This is a genomic window from Streptomyces sp. NPDC047841, assembly GCF_040704085.1.
Taxonomy (GTDB): Bacteria; Actinomycetota; Actinomycetes; order Streptomycetales; family Streptomycetaceae; genus Streptomyces; species Streptomyces argyrophylli.
This window is the reverse complement of sequence record NZ_JBEYRP010000005.1, coordinates 244,881-260,279: the sequence shown is the minus strand read 5'-3', so window position 1 is coordinate 260,279 and position 15,399 is coordinate 244,881. Positions and strand designations below refer to the sequence as shown.

Here is a 15,399-nt window from a genome sequence, read left to right as displayed (position 1 = left end):
GCCTTGTTCCGGGCGGTTGCGTCAGCCGTGGGAGACGCCGATCACAGCGGGCCGCACCTGGGTGCACAGAGCCCTCACAACCTCTCCGCATGCCGGCGGCCCGGCACCGGGAGTCACGGACGCTCAGTCGGCCAGGTCCACCCGTACGGTCAGCAGGTCCGTGCCGAACGCCCGTACCGCCGTGCTGTTCAGGCGGGGCAGGGTGCGCAGCCGGGCCACCGGGTCGTCGTCGGGGAGCAGGTGGGCGGTGCCGTGGTGCCAGCGGCCTGCGATACGGACCCGGACGCGGGAGTCGGCCTGGATGTTGCGCACGTACTGCGACTTCAGGCCGAACTCGGAGACCAGCCAGAAGGAGTCGCCGACCCGGCGCCCGCCGACCGGGGTCCGCCGGGGCAGGCCGGACGTCCGGCCGGTGGTCTCCAGCAGGGTCTGGAACGGCAGGCGCCGGTTGAGCGGGTTGGCGACGTACCGCTGGAGGCGGGTCACGAGGCGGTGCTTGCGGTCTGCGCGGCCTGACACGGTTCCGGCTCCCCTGCTCTCTCCCGGCACGAGGATGCCAGCCTCCACCGGCTGGGGGCCCGAACGCAACGGGGGCACGGACCGGCACACCTCAGGTTCCCAGGAAGACCGGGTTGGTGAGGGCGGCCATCGCTCCCGGCACCGGGCCGAACGCCGTCTCGTGGCGTAGCTCGGCGCGCACATAGGCCGCGCGGTCCGGGGTCGTGCGCCACTCCAGGGTGCCCGTGCCGGACACCGGCAGCGGTCCGCCGCTGCACAGCACGCCCTGGTCGGTGACGAACCGCACCGAGCAGCGCGGCGCCCCGGACACCTCCAGCCGCACGGTCACCGGGGTGTCGTGCCCGACCGCCAGCCGCTCCCCGATCCCGGCCCGTTCACCCCCCTCGGCCGTCACGGAGAAGGCCAGCGAGACGTGCCGCGACTCGGCCACGTACGACCGTCCCGCCCGCAGCCCCTCCTGGATCGCCTCCCGGGTCAGGCCGTCGGCGAGGACGACCGTCTGGGGCAGCCCGACGACGTCCGGGGCGCGGTGGGCGTCGCTGTTGCCCATCGCCGGCAGCCACGCCCGCCCGCCCCGCGCCGACGCCACCAGCCCCGCGTCCCAGGCCGCCAGCGCCAGCTCGTCGTCGGGTGTCCAGGGCCCGTTCCACACCTCCACGGCGTCCGCGTGCGCGCACCCGAACTTCCAGGCGCAGCCCACGCAGTCGGCGTGCGGATGGGCCGGGACGACCAGGCCGCCGGCCCGCCGGATCTCCCGCGCGAACCGCGCCCAGTGGCCGTCCCTGGCCCGGTAGCGCCAGTCGACGAAGGTGCCCGGCTCGGTGCCGATCGCCAGCACGTGCCCGTTCCTGGTGGTGACCTCCTCGCCGAGCAGCACCAGAAGGTCGTCGCCGGCCGCGTCGGCCCAGTGGGCGTGCGAGGCGTGCGTGTTGTGGTCGGAGCTGTTGACGAAGTCCAGCCCGGCCGCGCGCGCCAGGTCCGCGATCCCGGCCGGGGTGCGCCGCCCGTCGGAGTGCCAGGAGTGCAGGTGGCAGTCGCCCCGGTACCAGTCCCGGCCCCGCCCCCGGGCCCGGTCCGGCGGGTACACCGGCTCGGGCGCCTTCCCGGCCGCGCCCTCCGTCAGCGTGACGGTCACCTCGTACGGCAGCCCCTGCGGCGCCACGGTGTACGGCCCGAGCGCGACGTACCAGGTCCCGGGCGTCAGCGGCCCCGGAAGGTACCCCGGCGTGGCCTCGTCGGCCCGTACGAAGAACTCGCTCCGCGCACCCCCCGACCATCCCCGGAACCCCCGCCCGCCCAGCTCGGTTCCGCGCGGGTCGAACAGCCCGATGTCGAGGGCGTTGCCGGGGGCGCCGGGCGGGACGGGGGGTGTGCCGTAGGTGTAGGCGACCTTCACCTCACGGGTCCCGGGCGGCACTTCGAACGGCAGGTACACATAGTCCGGTGAGCCCGGTGCCAAGGTGCCGCGCAAGGTCGTCACGGGGCCCACGGTAACCACGAACGGCCCACGGTAACCACGAACGGCCCGCGGTGGCCACGAACGGTCCGCGGTGGCCACGAACGGTCCGCGCGCGCCCCCCTGACGGGCGACCGACCAGTCGGTACGATGCCCCATGCGCATCTCCGTCACGATCTTCCTCACCGACGAGACCATCACCCCCGTCCGGCTGGCGCAGGAGCTGGAAGCGCGCCGCTTCTCCGGCCTCTACCTCCCGGAACACACCCACATCCCGGTCGACCGCACCACCCCGTACCCCGCCGGCGGCGACCTCCCCCGCGAGTACGGCCGCACCCTCGACCCCTTCGTCGCCCTGGCCCAGGCCGCGGCCGTGACCCGGCGGCTGGCGCTCGGTACCGGCATCACGCTCGTCGCCCAGCACGACCCCATCGACCTCGCCAAGCAGATCGCCTCGCTCGACCACCTGTCCGGCGGCCGTTTCACCCTCGGCCTCGGCTACGGCTGGAACGTGGAGGAGGCCGCCGACCACGGCGTGACCTGGCGGACCCGCCGGGCCCTCGTCCGGGACCGGATGGCGCTGATGCGCGCACTGTGGAGCGAGGAGCCGACCGCGTACGAGGGGGAGTTCGGCGCCGTACGGGCCAGCCTCGCCCACCCCAAGCCCGTGCAGAAGCCGCGCGGCCCGGTCGTCGGCCCCCGCACGCTCGTCGGCGGGGCCGCCGGGCCCAGGCTGTTCGCGCACATCGCCGAGTACGCCGACGGCTGGCTGCCGATCGGCGGGCGCGGGCTGTCCGAGTCGCTGCCCGTGCTGCGCTCGGTGTGGGCGGACGCGGGCCGCGACCCGGACGCCCTCCAGGTCGTCCCCTACGCCGTCCGGCCCACCCCCGGCAAACTCGCCCACTACGCCGAACTGGGCATCGAGGAGGTCGTGGTGCAGTTGCCGCCCGCCCGGGAGGCGGAGGTGCTGCGGGCACTCGACGCGCACGGCTCCCTCCTGCCGGACAGTGCCCCGCAACAGTGATCAAACGCGAACGTATGCTCAAGGAATGACGACTTCCGCGACCTCCGGAACCGGCCCCACCGAGAACTCCATGCGTCGCGCCCTCAAACGCGCCCGGGACGGCGTCGCCCTCGACGTCGCCGAGACGGCGGTGCTGCTCCAGGCACGGGGTGAGGACCTGACCGCCCTCGCCGCCTCCGCCGCCCGGGTGCGGGACGCGGGCCTGGAGGCGGCGGGCAGGCCCGGCGTCATCACGTACTCGAAGAGCGTCTTCATCCCCCTCACCCGGCTGTGCCGGGACAAGTGCCACTACTGCACGTTCGTCACCGTGCCCGGCAAGCTGCGCCGCGCCGGGCACGGCATGTTCATGTCCCCCGACGAGGTGCTGGACATCGCCCGCAAGGGCGCCGCCCTCGGCTGCAAGGAAGCCCTGATCACCCTCGGCGACAAGCCCGAGGACCGCTGGCCGGAAGCGCGCGAGTGGCTCGACGCGCACGGCTACGACGACACCATCGCCTACGTCCGCGCCGTCTCCATCCGCATCCTGGAGGAGACGGGACTGCTTCCCCACCTCAACCCGGGCGTGCTGACGTGGACCGACTTCCAGCGGCTGAAGCCCGTCGCGCCCAGCATGGGCATGATGCTGGAGACCACCGCGACCCGCCTGTGGTCCGAGCCGGGCGGCCCGCACCACGGCTCCCCGGACAAGGAACCGGCCGTCCGCCTCCGCGTTCTGGAGGACGCCGGCCGCTCCTCCGTCCCCTTCACCTCCGGCCTGCTCATCGGCATCGGCGAGACCTACGAGGAGCGCGCGGAGTCCCTGTTCGCGCTCCGGAAGGTCTCCCGGGCCTACCACGGCATCCAGGAACTGATCATCCAGAACTTCCGCGCCAAGCCGGACACGGCCATGCGCGGCATGCCGGACGCCGAACTGGACGACCTGGTCGCCACGGTGGCCGTCGCCCGGCACATCATGGGCCCCTCGGCCAACCTCCAGGCCCCGCCGAACCTGGTCGACGCCGAGTACGAGCGGCTGATCGGCGCCGGCATCGACGACTGGGGCGGGGTCTCCCCGCTGACCATCGACCACGTCAACCCCGAGCGGCCCTGGCCGCAGATCGAGGAACTCACCGAACGCTCCCGCGCGGCCGGCTTCGAGCTGCGCGAACGCCTCTGCGTCTACCCGGAGTTCGTCCGCCGCGGCGAACCCTGGCTGGACCCGCGGCTGCGCCCGCACGTGTCCGCCCTCGCCGACCCGGAGACGGGCCTCGCCCTGCCGGACGCGCCGGTCACGGGCCGGCCCTGGCAGGAGCCGGAGGAGGTGTTCACCGCCACCGGCCGCACCGACCTGCACTCCTCCATCGACACCGAGGGGCGCACCGGCGACCGGCGCGCCGACTTCGACGAGGTGTACGGCGACTGGGAGGCCCTGCGGGAGGCGGCCGCCCCCGGCATGGCTCCCGAGCGCATCGACGCCGACGTCCGCGAGGCGCTGCGCACGGCGGCCGACGACCCCACCCGGCTGACCGACGCCGAGGCCCTCGCCCTGCTGCACGCGGACGGCCCGGCGCTGGACGCGCTGTGCCGGGTCGCGGACGACGTGCGCAGGTCGGCGGTCGGCGACGACGTCACCTACATCGTCACCCGCAACATCAACTTCACCAACGTCTGCTACACCGGCTGCCGGTTCTGCGCCTTCGCGCAGCGCCGCACGGACGCGGACGCGTACACGCTCTCGCTGGAGCAGGTCGCCGACCGCGCCCAGCAGGCGTGGGAGGTGGGCGCGGTCGAGGTGTGCATGCAGGGCGGCATCCACCCGGACCTGCCGGGCACCGCGTACTTCGACATCGCGAAGGCGGTGAAGGAGCGCGTCCCGGGCATGCACGTGCACGCCTTCTCCCCGATGGAGGTGGTCAACGGCGCGACCCGGACGGGCCTGTCGGTCCGCGAGTGGCTCACCGCCGCCAAGGAGGCGGGCCTGGACTCCATCCCGGGTACCGCGGCGGAGATCCTGGACGACGAGGTCCGCTGGGTGCTGACCAAGGGCAAGCTGCCCACGGCCACCTGGATCGAGGTCGTCACGACCGCGCACGAGCTGGGCATCCGCTCGTCGTCCACGATGATGTACGGGCACGTGGACCAGCCCCGGCACTGGCTCGGCCACCTGCGCACGCTGGCCGGGATCCAGCGCGAGACCGGCGGCTTCACGGAGTTCGTCACGCTCCCGTTCATCCACACCAACGCGCCGGTGTACCTGGCCGGCATCGCCCGCCCCGGCCCGACGCTGCGGGACAACCGGGCAGTGACGGCGATGGCCCGCCTGCTGCTGCACCCCTGGATCCCCAACATCCAGACGAGCTGGGTCAAACTGGGCACCGAGGGGGCGGCGGAGATGCTCCGCTCCGGCGCGAACGACCTCGGCGGGACGCTGATGGAGGAGACGATCTCCCGCATGGCGGGTTCCTCGTACGGCTCGTACAAGTCCGTCCGCGACCTGGTCGCGGTGGCGGAGGCGGCCGGCCGGCCCGCGAAGCCGCGCACCACCCTCTACGGCGAGGTGCCGGAGGAACGCCGGCGGGCGGCCGAGGCGTCCGACGGCCACCTGCCGGAGCTGCTCCCGGTCCTGGACTGAGCGGCCTCCCGGCCGATCCCCCTCCGCGGACTGAGTACGATGATCCGACCCCTGTGCCGAGAAGGGGACCCGTAGCGGAGGAGATGCGTCCCGTGGCTGCCCGACTGCCCTCGTGGGCCTGGGTCACCGGTCTGACGGCGGGGGCGACCGCGGCCGTCGTCGCCCTCGCCGTCCAGGCGGACCACGGGCCGCATCCCACGGCCGCGGTGACCAGGCCCAGCGCGTCGGCGACGGCGAGCCCCCACGCGACGCTGACACCGAGGACACCGTCCGCCCCCGCCCTGCCGGACGAGTCCGGCGAGGGCCGCCGGATCGTGTACTCGCTCGGTGAGAAGCGGCTCTGGCTGGTCGACGCGACCGGCAAGGCGTCCCGCACGTTCACGGTGTGGCCGGGCACGGTGAGCCCGCAGCCCGGCCGCTACTCGATCACCCTGCGCACCCAGTCCCTCAAGGGCTCGGACGGCGTCCAGATCGAGCACGTCATGTACTTCACCAAGGTGTCCGGCGTGAACGTCGCCTTCTCCAACGCCCTCGACGGCTCCTCGCCCCCGCCCGCGAACGGCCAGAAACTGGGCGGCATCCGCCTCCACAAGGACGACGGGGCCGCCCTGTGGGCCTTCGGCGACCAGGGCACCCGGGTCGCGGTGGTCAAGTAGCGTCCCGGCCGCCCGGGGGCAGCTGGTTGACGATCAGCGCGACGCCGCTGAGCAGGAACACGCGGGTCGCCGCGTCCAGGCCGTTCCACGTCTTCGACTGCCACATCGCGAACCACTCACCGCCGATCGCGATGAACCCGGCGCCGAAGAGCAGCAGGAGCATCAGCAGACCGTAGGTGGACCAGCGCCGGGCGAGGTCGTCCCTGCGCCGCGCCCACAGGTACGTCCCCCGGACCAGCAGCAGGGCCGCCACGGTCTCCCACACGATGACGAGGACGTACGCGGTGTCCTGAAGTGCCGTACTGGTGACGGCCCGCCACATCAGATCGTCGTCCTTGAACGTCGTGTCCATCGCCAGTACGTGCCGCACGAACTGCTGGTTGGTCCCGAAGTCGGTGATGTTCCCGAGCGCGACCAGGGCGATGTAGAGGGCGAGTATGCCGGTGAGCACACCGGCGGCGAGTCTGAGGCCGGTGTGACGGGTGGGGGTGGTGGTCATGGCTGGATTCTTCCCGGTGGCCGCCCCGGTCCGCCGTACGCATTGCGCCAGAATCCGGCCGGGCGGCACTCAACGGACCGTTCCCGGTCGATTACAGTGCTGGGCGTCGTACAGGCGGACGGTGCCAGGGGAGGTCTGGTGGGGGCGACAGCCGGTGCCGTCTGGGGGCGTGCCGAACAGCAGGACTTCCGGAGCCGGGTGCGGGGCACGCTGCTCGGGACCGCGGTGGGCGACGCGCTGGGCGGGCCCGCCGACCCCCTGTCCCTGGCGGAGATCCGGGCCGCGTACGGCGGTGAGGGGCTGCTCGACCTGGCCTTCGGGCACGGGCGGCGCGGCACGGTCACCCACCACACCCAGCTGACCCTGTTCACCGTGGACGGGCTGATACGCGCCCAGGTGCGCCGCGACACCGGCGCCTGGCACCCGCCGACCGATCTGCACCGGGCCTATCTGCGCTGGGCGGCCACCCAGCGGGACTGGGGTCCCGACGAGCGCCGCAAGGACGACGGCTGGCTGGCCCGCGAGGAGTGGCTGTACGCCCGCCGGGACCCCTCCCGCGCGCTGCTGATCGGGTTCGGCGACGACACCATGGGCACGCTGGAGTCCCCGAAGAACCCGGGGGAGCTGGGGCCGGAGGCGGTCGCCCGCTCGGCGCCCTTCGGCCTGCTCGTCGGCTGGGAACCCCAACTGGTCGTCCAGCTGGCCGTGGAGTGCGCGGCCCAGACCCACGGCCACCCCATCGCCTACCTGTCGGCGGGCGCGTACGCCGTGATCGTGCACGCGCTCGCCCGGGGCGACAGCCTGGACGGCGCCGTGCAGCGGGCCCTGGCCCTGCTCGCCGTCCGCCCCGGCCACCAGCCGGTCTCCGACGCCCTCCAGCACGCCCTCGGGGCGGTGCGGCAGGGCATGCCGGCCCCGGCCCGGGTCGAGGAACTGGCCGGCGACGGCACGGCGGACGGGCTGCTGGCCGCCTCCGTGTACTGCGCGCTGGTGGGGGAGGACGTACGGCACGGGCTGTGCCTGGCGGTGAACCAGAGCGGCCCCTCCGCCGCCGCGGGCGCCCTCACCGGCGGCCTCCTCGGCGCCCTGCACGGCGAGACGGCCCTCCCGCCGGCCTGGCTGGCCGAGCTGGAGGGCCGCCCCACGATCCTGGAACTGGCCGACGACTTCGCGATGGAGATGACCCAGGGCCCGGCGCTGCACGGCCCGGCCGGTTCGTCACCGGGGTGGCTGGCGAGGTACCCGCGGGCGTGAGCGCGGTTCCGGAGGGTGGCCCCTACGGCGCCCCGACCACGTCGTCGCCCGCCGTGGCCGGCACCGGTACCGCCGCCACCGCGTCGCCGTCCGTGTTGACCTTCTCGATGACGGCCAGCCGGGCCGGGGTGTCCTCCGGCTTTAGGTAGCCGATGAGGACGTAGAGGACCAGGGAGACCGCGAGCGGGATGGAGACCTGGTACTGGAGCGGGACGCCGCCGTCGACTTCCCAGTTGATGGGGTAGTTGACCAGCCAGAAGGCCAGCAGGCCCGCCGCCCAGCTGGTGAGCGCCGCCGTCGGGCCGGAGCGGCGGAAGGCGCGGAGCAGGCCGAGCATCATCGGGATCGCGATCGGGCCCATCAGACCGGCCACCCACTTGATGACGACGGTGATGATGTCCTTGAAGGCGGGGGAGTTGACCTGGGTCGCGACCGCCATGGACAGGCCGAGGAAGACGACCGTCGTGACGCGGGCCGCGATCAGTCCCGACCGCTCGCCCCAGCCCCGTGCCCTGGCCGACAGCACCGGCGCCACGTCCCGGGTGAACACGGCGGAGATGGCGTTGGCGTCGGAGGAGCACATCGCCATGGTGTGGGAGAAGAACCCGACGATGACGAGGCCCAGCAGGCCGTGCGGCAGCAGCTGTTCGGTCATCAGGGCGTAGGAGTCGGAGCCGTCCGGCTTCTGCGCGTGGACCAGCAGCGGCGACATCCACATCGGGAAGAACAGCACCACCGGCCAGACCAGCCACAGCACCGCCGACAGCCGGGCCGAGCGCTCGGCCTCGTAGGCGCTGCCGGTGGCCATGTAGCGCTGGGCCTGGTTGAGCATGCCGCCGTTGTACTCGAAGAGCTTGATGAAGAGGAACGCCAGGAGGAACACCGTGCCGTAGGGGCCGACCAGCGGCTTGCCGTGGCCGTGCAGGGCCGGCTCGTCCCAGGCGCCGAGGAAGCCGATGTGCTTGTCGTTCAGCTTCAGCACGACCGCCACGAACATCGCGACACCGGCGAGTAACTGGATGACGAACTGGCCGAGTTCGGTCAGCGCGTCCGCCCACAGGCCGCCGATCGTGCAGTACACCGCGGTGATCGCGCCGGTGATGAGGATGCCCTGGTTCAGCGAGACGCCGGTGAAGACGGACAGCAGGGTGGCGATGGCCGCCCACTTGGCGCCCACGTCCACGATCTTCAGGAGCATGCCGGACCAGGCGAGTGCCTGCTGGGTGTGCAGGTTGTAGCGGTTCTTCAGGTACTCCAGCGGGGAGGCCACGTGGAGCCGGGAACGCAGTCGGTTGATGCGGGGCGCGAACAGCTTCGACCCGATGGCGATGCCGAGCGCGATGGGGAAGGACCAGGTGATGAAGGAGGTGACGCCGTAGGTGTAGGCGATGCCGGCGTATCCGGTGAACATCACGGCGCTGTAGCCCGACATGTGGTGCGAGATGCCGGAGAGCCACCAGGGCATCTTGCCGCCGGCCGTGAAGAAGTCGGAAACGTTGTCCACGCGCTTGTGCGACCAGACGCCGATCGCGACCATCACACCGAAGTAGCCGATGAGCACGGCCCAGTCGAGACTGTTCATGTGCCCGATCGTGGGTCCGCCCACATGAACACGACAAGCAAGCGTAAGGTCAAGTCAGAGTAAAATTGTTCGCCTTGCTGATCCCTGTTCATCAGTGTGAACACTCAGAAGTCGTCGAGGAGTCGGGTCAGCGCCTCCTTCGAGGGGTTACCGGAGGAAGCCGGCCGTCAGGGCTTCCTCAGCTCGTCGGGGCACGGCGTACCCCGCGGGAGCTGGTACGGCGCGGCCAGCCGGTACGTGCCCGGCTTCGGCGCGACCAGCGTGGTCCACTTGTCCCCGTCGACGTCCTCCGGCGTGGCCATCAGGCACGCCCTGGCCTTCTCGTAGGGCTGGCTCTTGCCGTGCTCGTCGACGATGCTCAGCCACGGCGAGTAAGGGATCCGGATCAGGATCCGCCCGGCCTTGCTCACCCGCAGCGTCATCTCGCCCTGCTCGGCCCGGTCCACCACCGCGTTCGGCTCGGCGAGCGGCGCCGGATCGGTCACCTTGAACAGCTGCCAGTTGGTGTCGCCCCAGACCTGCTTCAGGTACGGCATCCCGCGCCGCAGCAGCTGCCGCTCGCGCTGGCCGCCGTCACCGTCCGGGTTGTCCTTGGGCAGCACCACGTAGTGCACGGCCCACCGCTGGAGCCACTCGTGGTAGTTCGCCGAGTTGAGCGTGTCGTCGTAGAAGAGCGGGTTGCGCTCCATGTCGGCCTGCCGGTTCCAGCCGCGGGCCAGGTTGACGTACGGCGCGAGCGCGGACGCCTCGCGGTGCGAGCGGGCCGGGACCACCTCCACCCGGCCCTTCTCGGCGCCGGCCTTCTGGAGCTCGTTGACCAGCGGGGCGAGTTCCCGCGCCCAGGAGGCGGCCGGGGTGGTGTGGAGGATGTCGTCCACCGACTTGAAGCCGATCCAGCCGACGAAGCCGAGGAAGGCCAGCACGGTCACGTACCACTTGCGGGACTTCGGCACGGTGTACGGCAGGGCCGCGATCAGGGTCGCGCCCGCGAACAGCATCGGCAGCCGCGAGATGTTGGACCCGATCTGCGAGCTGATCAGCCACACCAGGACGACGGCGACGCTGTAGACGGCGGCCGTCAGCCGGACCGTCACCCACTCCTTCGGCACCAGGAACAGGCACAGCAGGCCGTACGACAGCGGCATGATCACCGAGCCGAACCCCATGGGCTGGGTGCCGGAGAACGGGAACAGCCAGGCCGACACCGCGACCACCGCCGCCGGCGCGAGCCCCAGCGCCCACGCGCCCGGCCGCCGCTTCTGCAGGAACAGGGCGACCGCGACCAGGCCCACGAACAGCCCCGCGACCGGCGAGGCCATCGTGGCGAGCGCCGCCAGCGGGGCGGCGACCAGGGCCTTCGCCCAGCGTTTGAACCGCCACCGGTACGGCCAGCAGAACACCGCCGCGACCGAGCCGAGCGCGAACGCCGTGCCGAGCCCGAAGGTCACCCGGCCGGAGATCGCGTTGCACAGGAACGCGAAGACCCCGGCGAGCGAGGCCCACAGCGGGTTCCGCACCGCCCGGCTGCGGATCAGCACCGTCGTCAGCAGACCGGCCGAGACCGTCCCGGCGATCATCATCGTCGTCCGCACACCGAGGACCGACATCAGATACGGCGACACCACGCTGTACGACACCGGGTGCATACCGCCGTACCAGGCGAGGTTGTACGCCGAGTCCGGGTGCCGGCCGACGAACTCCGCCCACGCGTCCTGCGCCGCGAGATCGCCGCCGCTGTTCGCGAACGTGAAGAACCAGATGATGTGCAGGACACCCGAGAGCGCCGTCATCGACAGCGCGGGGTGGCGTAGCAGCCGCTGCCGCAGCGGTTCCAGGGCGGCCAGCAGACGGGCGCGCCGGCCGGGGCGCACCCCGGCGCCGGGCTCGGCCGCGCGCCGGTCCGGATCAGTCGCGGACGGACGTATTCGCGGGCCGGACCCCGGGCCCGGATCCGCGTCGTCGGCGTGTGTCGGCTCCGCTGTGGCCACCTGAAGGCACTCCCCGTGTCCCGTCTTGTTCCCGGCCGCTTCCCTCGGAGTACCCGGCCGCGTTCCGTCCAGTTCGCGGCCCTGTCCCGGGACCGGCGACCTGCCCCGTTTCGTGACGCTAGCACGCACCCCGCCACAGGGCTCCCGGGTGGGGGCTCCATGACGGGGTGCGCGGGGGTCCGGGCGCGGGACGGGCCGGGGTCCTGCGGCCCGCCCGCCGGTCAGCCCAGCCGGGTCAGCTTGGCGCCGATACCGGGCTCGGCCAGGTCCTTCTGGAGGGCCACCGGGACCTTCACCGCACCGGCCGTACCGTCACCCACGGTGAGCGTTCCGACCCGGGTGCCGGCCTTCGCGGTGTGCGGCACGGTGCCGGACGCGAAGGACAGCTTCACCTTCATCCCGGCCCAGCCGGCCGCCGTGACGTCCTTCGTCACCACCACCGGGGTACGGCCGCCGAGCCGGTCGTCCACGTACCCGACGACGTCCCCCTTCTTCACGATCTTCGCCGAGGTCAGCGCGGACTGGGCGGCGAGCAGCGCCGTCTTGCTGACCGCGTTGACCGTCTCGAGGATCTTCGGCTTGTGCTGGCCGAGGATCGCGCCGACGATCGTCACCGTCTGCCCGCCGACCTGCTTGCGGGAGGCGAACAGCAGGTTGCCGCCGGCCGCGGTGGTGCTGCCGGTCTTGATGCCGATCGCGCCGATGCGGTACGGCAGCTCGTTGTAGTTGGGCCAGAACTTCCCGGACGGGTCCGTCCAGCTCGCCGCGCTGCTGATCGCGACCAGGGCCGGGACCTTCACGAACGCGCGGCCCAGCTTCACCTGGTCCTCGGCCGTGGAGACGGTGGTCTCCTTCAGCCCCGAGGGGTCCGTGTACGTCGTGCGGGTCATCCCCAGCTCCTTGGCGGTGGCGTTCATCTTCTTCACGAACGCCGCCTCCGAGCCCGCGTCCCAGCGCGCGAGCAGCCGCGCGATGTTGTTGGCGGAGGGGATCAGGACGGCCGACAGGGCCTGCTTCTCGGTGAGGGGGTCACCGGCCTTGACGGTGTCGAGCGTCGACTCGCCGGCCTTGTTGTAGCCGCCCTCCTTCTCCGCCGTCGCGTCCACCTTGATCTTCGGGCCCTCCTGGCCCGGCTTCAGCGGGTGGTCCCTGAGGATGATGTACGCCGTCATGGTCTTGGCGACCGAACCGATGGCCACGGGGGTCTGCTTGCCGAAGTGCCCCATCGTGCCGACGCCGTCCACGTCCATCCAGCCCTGGCCCTCGCCGGGCCAGGGCAGCTGCGTGCGGTCCCCGGCGAAGGTGTAGCTGTCCTTGCCGGTGAGAGCGAGGGTGGGCGCCGGCAGCGGGCGCACGGCCTGTACGACCGCAAAGATGATCGCCAGGAGCAGGACCAGGGGGGTCCAGATCTTGATCCGGCGCACGAGCGTGCGGACCGGGGTCTCCGGGGGCGGGGGCGTGTTCGTCAGCTCCGCCAGCAGGTCCAGCGGGGGCTTGGGCGGCAGCGGCTGCTGGGTGGTGCGCTCGGGGCCGACCTGGGGGACGGGGGTGGTGGCGTCCGGCGCCTTGGCCTGGGCGGCCGGCTTGCGCAGGTCGTCCTTCAGCGCGACGAACTTGCTGGTGCGCTCGGGGTCGGCCTCGGGGGTCCGGGGCTTGGCTCCCGGCTTGTCCTCGGGCTTGCCCTCCGGCTTGCCGCCGAGCTTGAGCATGGTGGTCGGCTGGTCGACGGGGGGTGCCCCGGGGCGGACGGCCTTGAAGACGGTGGTGGGCTGGTCGACGCCGGCGTCCTTGGCAGCGGGGTCCGTGCGGGGCCCGTCACCATCCGCACCGGGTGCCTGCGACGGCTGGGGGCGCGGGTCCGCCTCGGCTTCGCCTTCGCCGTCCTCGTTCCCACCCGCACCACCCGTGCGGGTCTCGTCGTCGGCCGCGGGTGGCCCCTGTGGGGCGTCCTCGCCATCGGCGGCCTCCGCCTCGTCCTCGGTGGCCGTCTTGGCGTCTGCCGTGGTCTCCGCGCCCGAGTCCGCGTCAGCGACCACGTCGGTGTCCGCGTCCGCGTCGGCCTCGCCCTTCGCGTCCGCGTCGGCCTTCGCGTCCGCGTCGGCCTTCGCGTCAGCCTCGCCCTTCGCGTCAGCCTCGCCCTTCGCGTCAGCCTCGCCCTTCGCGTCCGCGTCGGCCTTCGCGTCGGCGTCGCCCTTGGCGTCCGCGTCAGCGTCCTCGTCCCCGGGCGGCTCGGTGTCGGCGGTGTCCTTCGTCTCCGCCTTCGGGCGGGAGTCGGACGGGGCGTCAGCCTCGGCCTTCACGTCAGCGGCATCCTCCGCCTCGGTCTCCCCCTCCGCGCCCGCGCCCGCGTCCCCGTCCCCGTCGGACGGCTCCTCAAGCTCGGCCTTCGCGGGAGACGAGGCGTCAGCCCCCGTCTTCGGGGCCTCCTCGGCGCTGTCGTCGGCGTTCGCGGACGCGTCCGGGCTCGGCTCCCGCACCCAGGCCGACACCGCCGCCTGGAGGTCGGTGTCCTCGGAGTCGGCCGACTGCTCCCGGGCGGCCGGGGTTTCGGGCCGTACCGTCAGGACCTTCGTCGCCGTGTCGCGGCCCGAGGACTTCCGTTCGCGGGACACCGCGAGACGCGGATCACGCGCCTCGGGAACCGAACCCGCACTCCCCGACGTCGGTTCCGCCGACGACTCGCGCTGCTTCGACCTGTCGGGGGACTCGCCCGCCACCGATGCCTCCTCCATGCGCCGCACGCCTGGGCGCGCGCCCTGTCCGAACCATGTACCAGTGTCCTGTGTGAGGGCTTGGCCCCTGCGGTAGACGAGAACGACATACCTACCGGTTCCCTCACGAACCGGTCACGCGCCCTCGACAGACCAATGTGAGAGGGGTCACCCTGTCATTCATCCACGCGGGGAGGCATGGATGGGCAGGAGCCGCAGAACACTTCCGGAGGAGCTTCTGTTGCTCGCACTGGACCCGGCCACGGGTACCACTGCGCAGCCGCAGTCGCTCGACCTCGGTCTGGCCGGTGCACAGCTAGTGGAGCTGGCGCTGGCCGGACGGATAGCCCCAGACGGGGATCGTATCGCCGTGGTGGTGCCACGGCCGACAGGAGATCCGACTCTGGACTGCGCGTTGGAGTTGCTGCGAAGGCGTGGCGCTCCCGTGCGTGCCGTCCACTGGATCGGCGGGCCCCGGCTGGGGCTCAGGCAGACCTACCTCTCGCATCTGGAGCGGTGCGGCATGGTCGCCGCCGTGGCCGGTCAGATGTGCGGGGTGCTGCCGACCACGCGTTACCAGGCGACGGACACCGCCATCAGCCGGGAGATCCGTTCCCGGCTGGACTCCGCGATCCGCACCGGCGTGCCGCCGGACCCGCGGACCGCGGCGCTCGCCGCCCTGGCGCACGCCGTCGGGCTCGGCAAGCACCTGTACCCGGGGAACGAGGGCCGCTCGTCCCGGTCCCGGTTGCGGGATCTGATCCGGCACGACCCCATGGGCGGGCTCGTCGCCCACGCCGTCATGGACGTGCAGAACGGCGCGGTCGCACAGCCGCGCCGCGGTCAGGCCCCGGCCGGCCGGCAGCCCGCGCCCGGCGCCAGGCCCGCGCCGGAACCCGCCCGCGGGGTGCCGATGCAGCCGCGACGCGGGTCCATGGCGCGCGCCGTGGCCCACTGAGCCGTAACCCCGGTCCCCACAGACCCGGTTCGGGAGCCGCAGGTCCGAGCGGGGCGGTGAGATCTCTGGTCTCGCCGCCCCGCTCGGACGCGTCCCCGGCCGCATATCCACGGTTTCCCAGCGGTGGAAAGCGCCTTGGTG

The 15,399-nt window shown here is 72.6% G+C and carries 11 protein-coding genes; 5 read left to right on the top strand and 6 right to left on the bottom strand.

The features are described 5' to 3' along the window. Window positions 1–123 precede the first annotated feature (123 nt). Together AB0947_RS09920 and AB0947_RS09915 are read right to left on the bottom strand one after the other, a co-directional pair. Window positions 124–519, bottom strand: coding sequence for a nitroreductase/quinone reductase family protein (locus AB0947_RS09920; RefSeq protein WP_366749801.1), 396 nt, complete (start codon window positions 517–519; stop codon window positions 124–126). Window positions 520–610: 91 nt separating this feature from the next. Continuing rightward, window positions 611–1,999 carry a CehA/McbA family metallohydrolase gene (locus AB0947_RS09915; protein WP_366749800.1) on the bottom strand — a complete coding sequence of 463 codons (1,389 nt, stop codon included), beginning with the start codon at window positions 1,997–1,999 and terminating at the stop codon, window positions 611–613. Between the two features lie 133 nt (window positions 2,000–2,132). Here AB0947_RS09915 and AB0947_RS09910 point away from each other — a divergent pair, with 133 nt between their 5' ends. From AB0947_RS09910 to AB0947_RS09900, 3 genes are all read left to right on the top strand, one after another. Next, entirely contained in the window at window positions 2,133–2,999 is an 867-nt protein-coding gene (locus AB0947_RS09910; RefSeq protein ID WP_366749799.1) for an LLM class F420-dependent oxidoreductase, read from the top strand. Window positions 3,000–3,024: 25 nt separating this feature from the next. After that, the gene (locus AB0947_RS09905) at window positions 3,025–5,610 is read left to right on the top strand and encodes a bifunctional FO biosynthesis protein CofGH (protein WP_366749798.1); all 2,586 of its coding nucleotides are present in this window, start codon (window positions 3,025–3,027) and stop codon (window positions 5,608–5,610) included. Window positions 5,611–5,693: 83 nt separating this feature from the next. Next, window positions 5,694–6,266, top strand: coding sequence for a hypothetical protein (locus tag AB0947_RS09900; RefSeq protein WP_366749796.1), 573 nt, complete (start codon window positions 5,694–5,696; stop codon window positions 6,264–6,266). Here the strand turns inward: AB0947_RS09900 and AB0947_RS09895 are convergent. Further along, window positions 6,259–6,765, bottom strand: a complete 507-nt coding sequence (locus AB0947_RS09895; RefSeq protein WP_366749795.1) for a DUF2165 domain-containing protein — start codon at window positions 6,763–6,765, stop codon at window positions 6,259–6,261. The genes AB0947_RS09900 and AB0947_RS09895 overlap by 8 nt on opposite strands. Before the next feature lie 138 nt (window positions 6,766–6,903). Between AB0947_RS09895 and AB0947_RS09890 the strand changes: the two genes are divergently transcribed. Then, window positions 6,904–8,019 carry an ADP-ribosylglycohydrolase family protein gene (locus tag AB0947_RS09890; protein ID WP_366749794.1) on the top strand — a complete coding sequence of 372 codons (1,116 nt, stop codon included), beginning with the start codon at window positions 6,904–6,906 and terminating at the stop codon, window positions 8,017–8,019. Window positions 8,020–8,041: 22 nt separating this feature from the next. On the opposite strand, the gene AB0947_RS09885 is transcribed toward AB0947_RS09890, so the two are convergent. The 3 genes from AB0947_RS09885 to AB0947_RS09875 all read right to left on the bottom strand — a co-directional run bounded on the left by AB0947_RS09885 (window position 8,042) and on the right by AB0947_RS09875 (window position 14,321). Then, window positions 8,042–9,601 (bottom strand): sodium:solute symporter family protein, encoded by a 1,560-nt coding sequence (locus AB0947_RS09885; protein WP_366749793.1) that lies wholly within the window; start codon window positions 9,599–9,601, stop codon window positions 8,042–8,044. Between the two features lie 167 nt (window positions 9,602–9,768). Beyond that, window positions 9,769–11,589 (bottom strand): MFS transporter, encoded by a 1,821-nt coding sequence (locus AB0947_RS09880; protein WP_366749792.1) that lies wholly within the window; start codon window positions 11,587–11,589, stop codon window positions 9,769–9,771. Window positions 11,590–11,810: 221 nt separating this feature from the next. After that, entirely contained in the window at window positions 11,811–14,321 is a 2,511-nt protein-coding gene (locus tag AB0947_RS09875; protein ID WP_366749791.1) for a D-alanyl-D-alanine carboxypeptidase, read from the bottom strand. A gap of 181 nt (window positions 14,322–14,502) precedes the next feature. Between AB0947_RS09875 and AB0947_RS09870 the strand changes: the two genes are divergently transcribed. Continuing rightward, window positions 14,503–15,258 (top strand): GPP34 family phosphoprotein, encoded by a 756-nt coding sequence (locus tag AB0947_RS09870; protein ID WP_366749790.1) that lies wholly within the window; start codon window positions 14,503–14,505, stop codon window positions 15,256–15,258. Window positions 15,259–15,399: the final 141 nt, after the last annotated feature.

Coding starts and splice junctions, on each gene's coding strand:
- AB0947_RS09910 (WP_366749799.1), top strand. CDS start 2,133: ATGCGCATCTCCGTCACGATCTTCCTCACCGACGAGACCATCACCCCC.
- AB0947_RS09905 (WP_366749798.1), top strand. CDS start 3,025: ATGACGACTTCCGCGACCTCCGGAACCGGCCCCACCGAGAACTCCATG.
- AB0947_RS09900 (WP_366749796.1), top strand. CDS start 5,694: ATGCGTCCCGTGGCTGCCCGACTGCCCTCGTGGGCCTGGGTCACCGGT.
- AB0947_RS09895 (WP_366749795.1), bottom strand. CDS start 6,765: ATGACCACCACCCCCACCCGTCACACCGGCCTCAGACTCGCCGCCGGT.
- AB0947_RS09885 (WP_366749793.1), bottom strand. CDS start 9,601: ATGAACAGTCTCGACTGGGCCGTGCTCATCGGCTACTTCGGTGTGATG.
- AB0947_RS09875 (WP_366749791.1), bottom strand. CDS start 14,321: ATGGAGGAGGCATCGGTGGCGGGCGAGTCCCCCGACAGGTCGAAGCAG.
- AB0947_RS09870 (WP_366749790.1), top strand. CDS start 14,503: ATGGGCAGGAGCCGCAGAACACTTCCGGAGGAGCTTCTGTTGCTCGCA.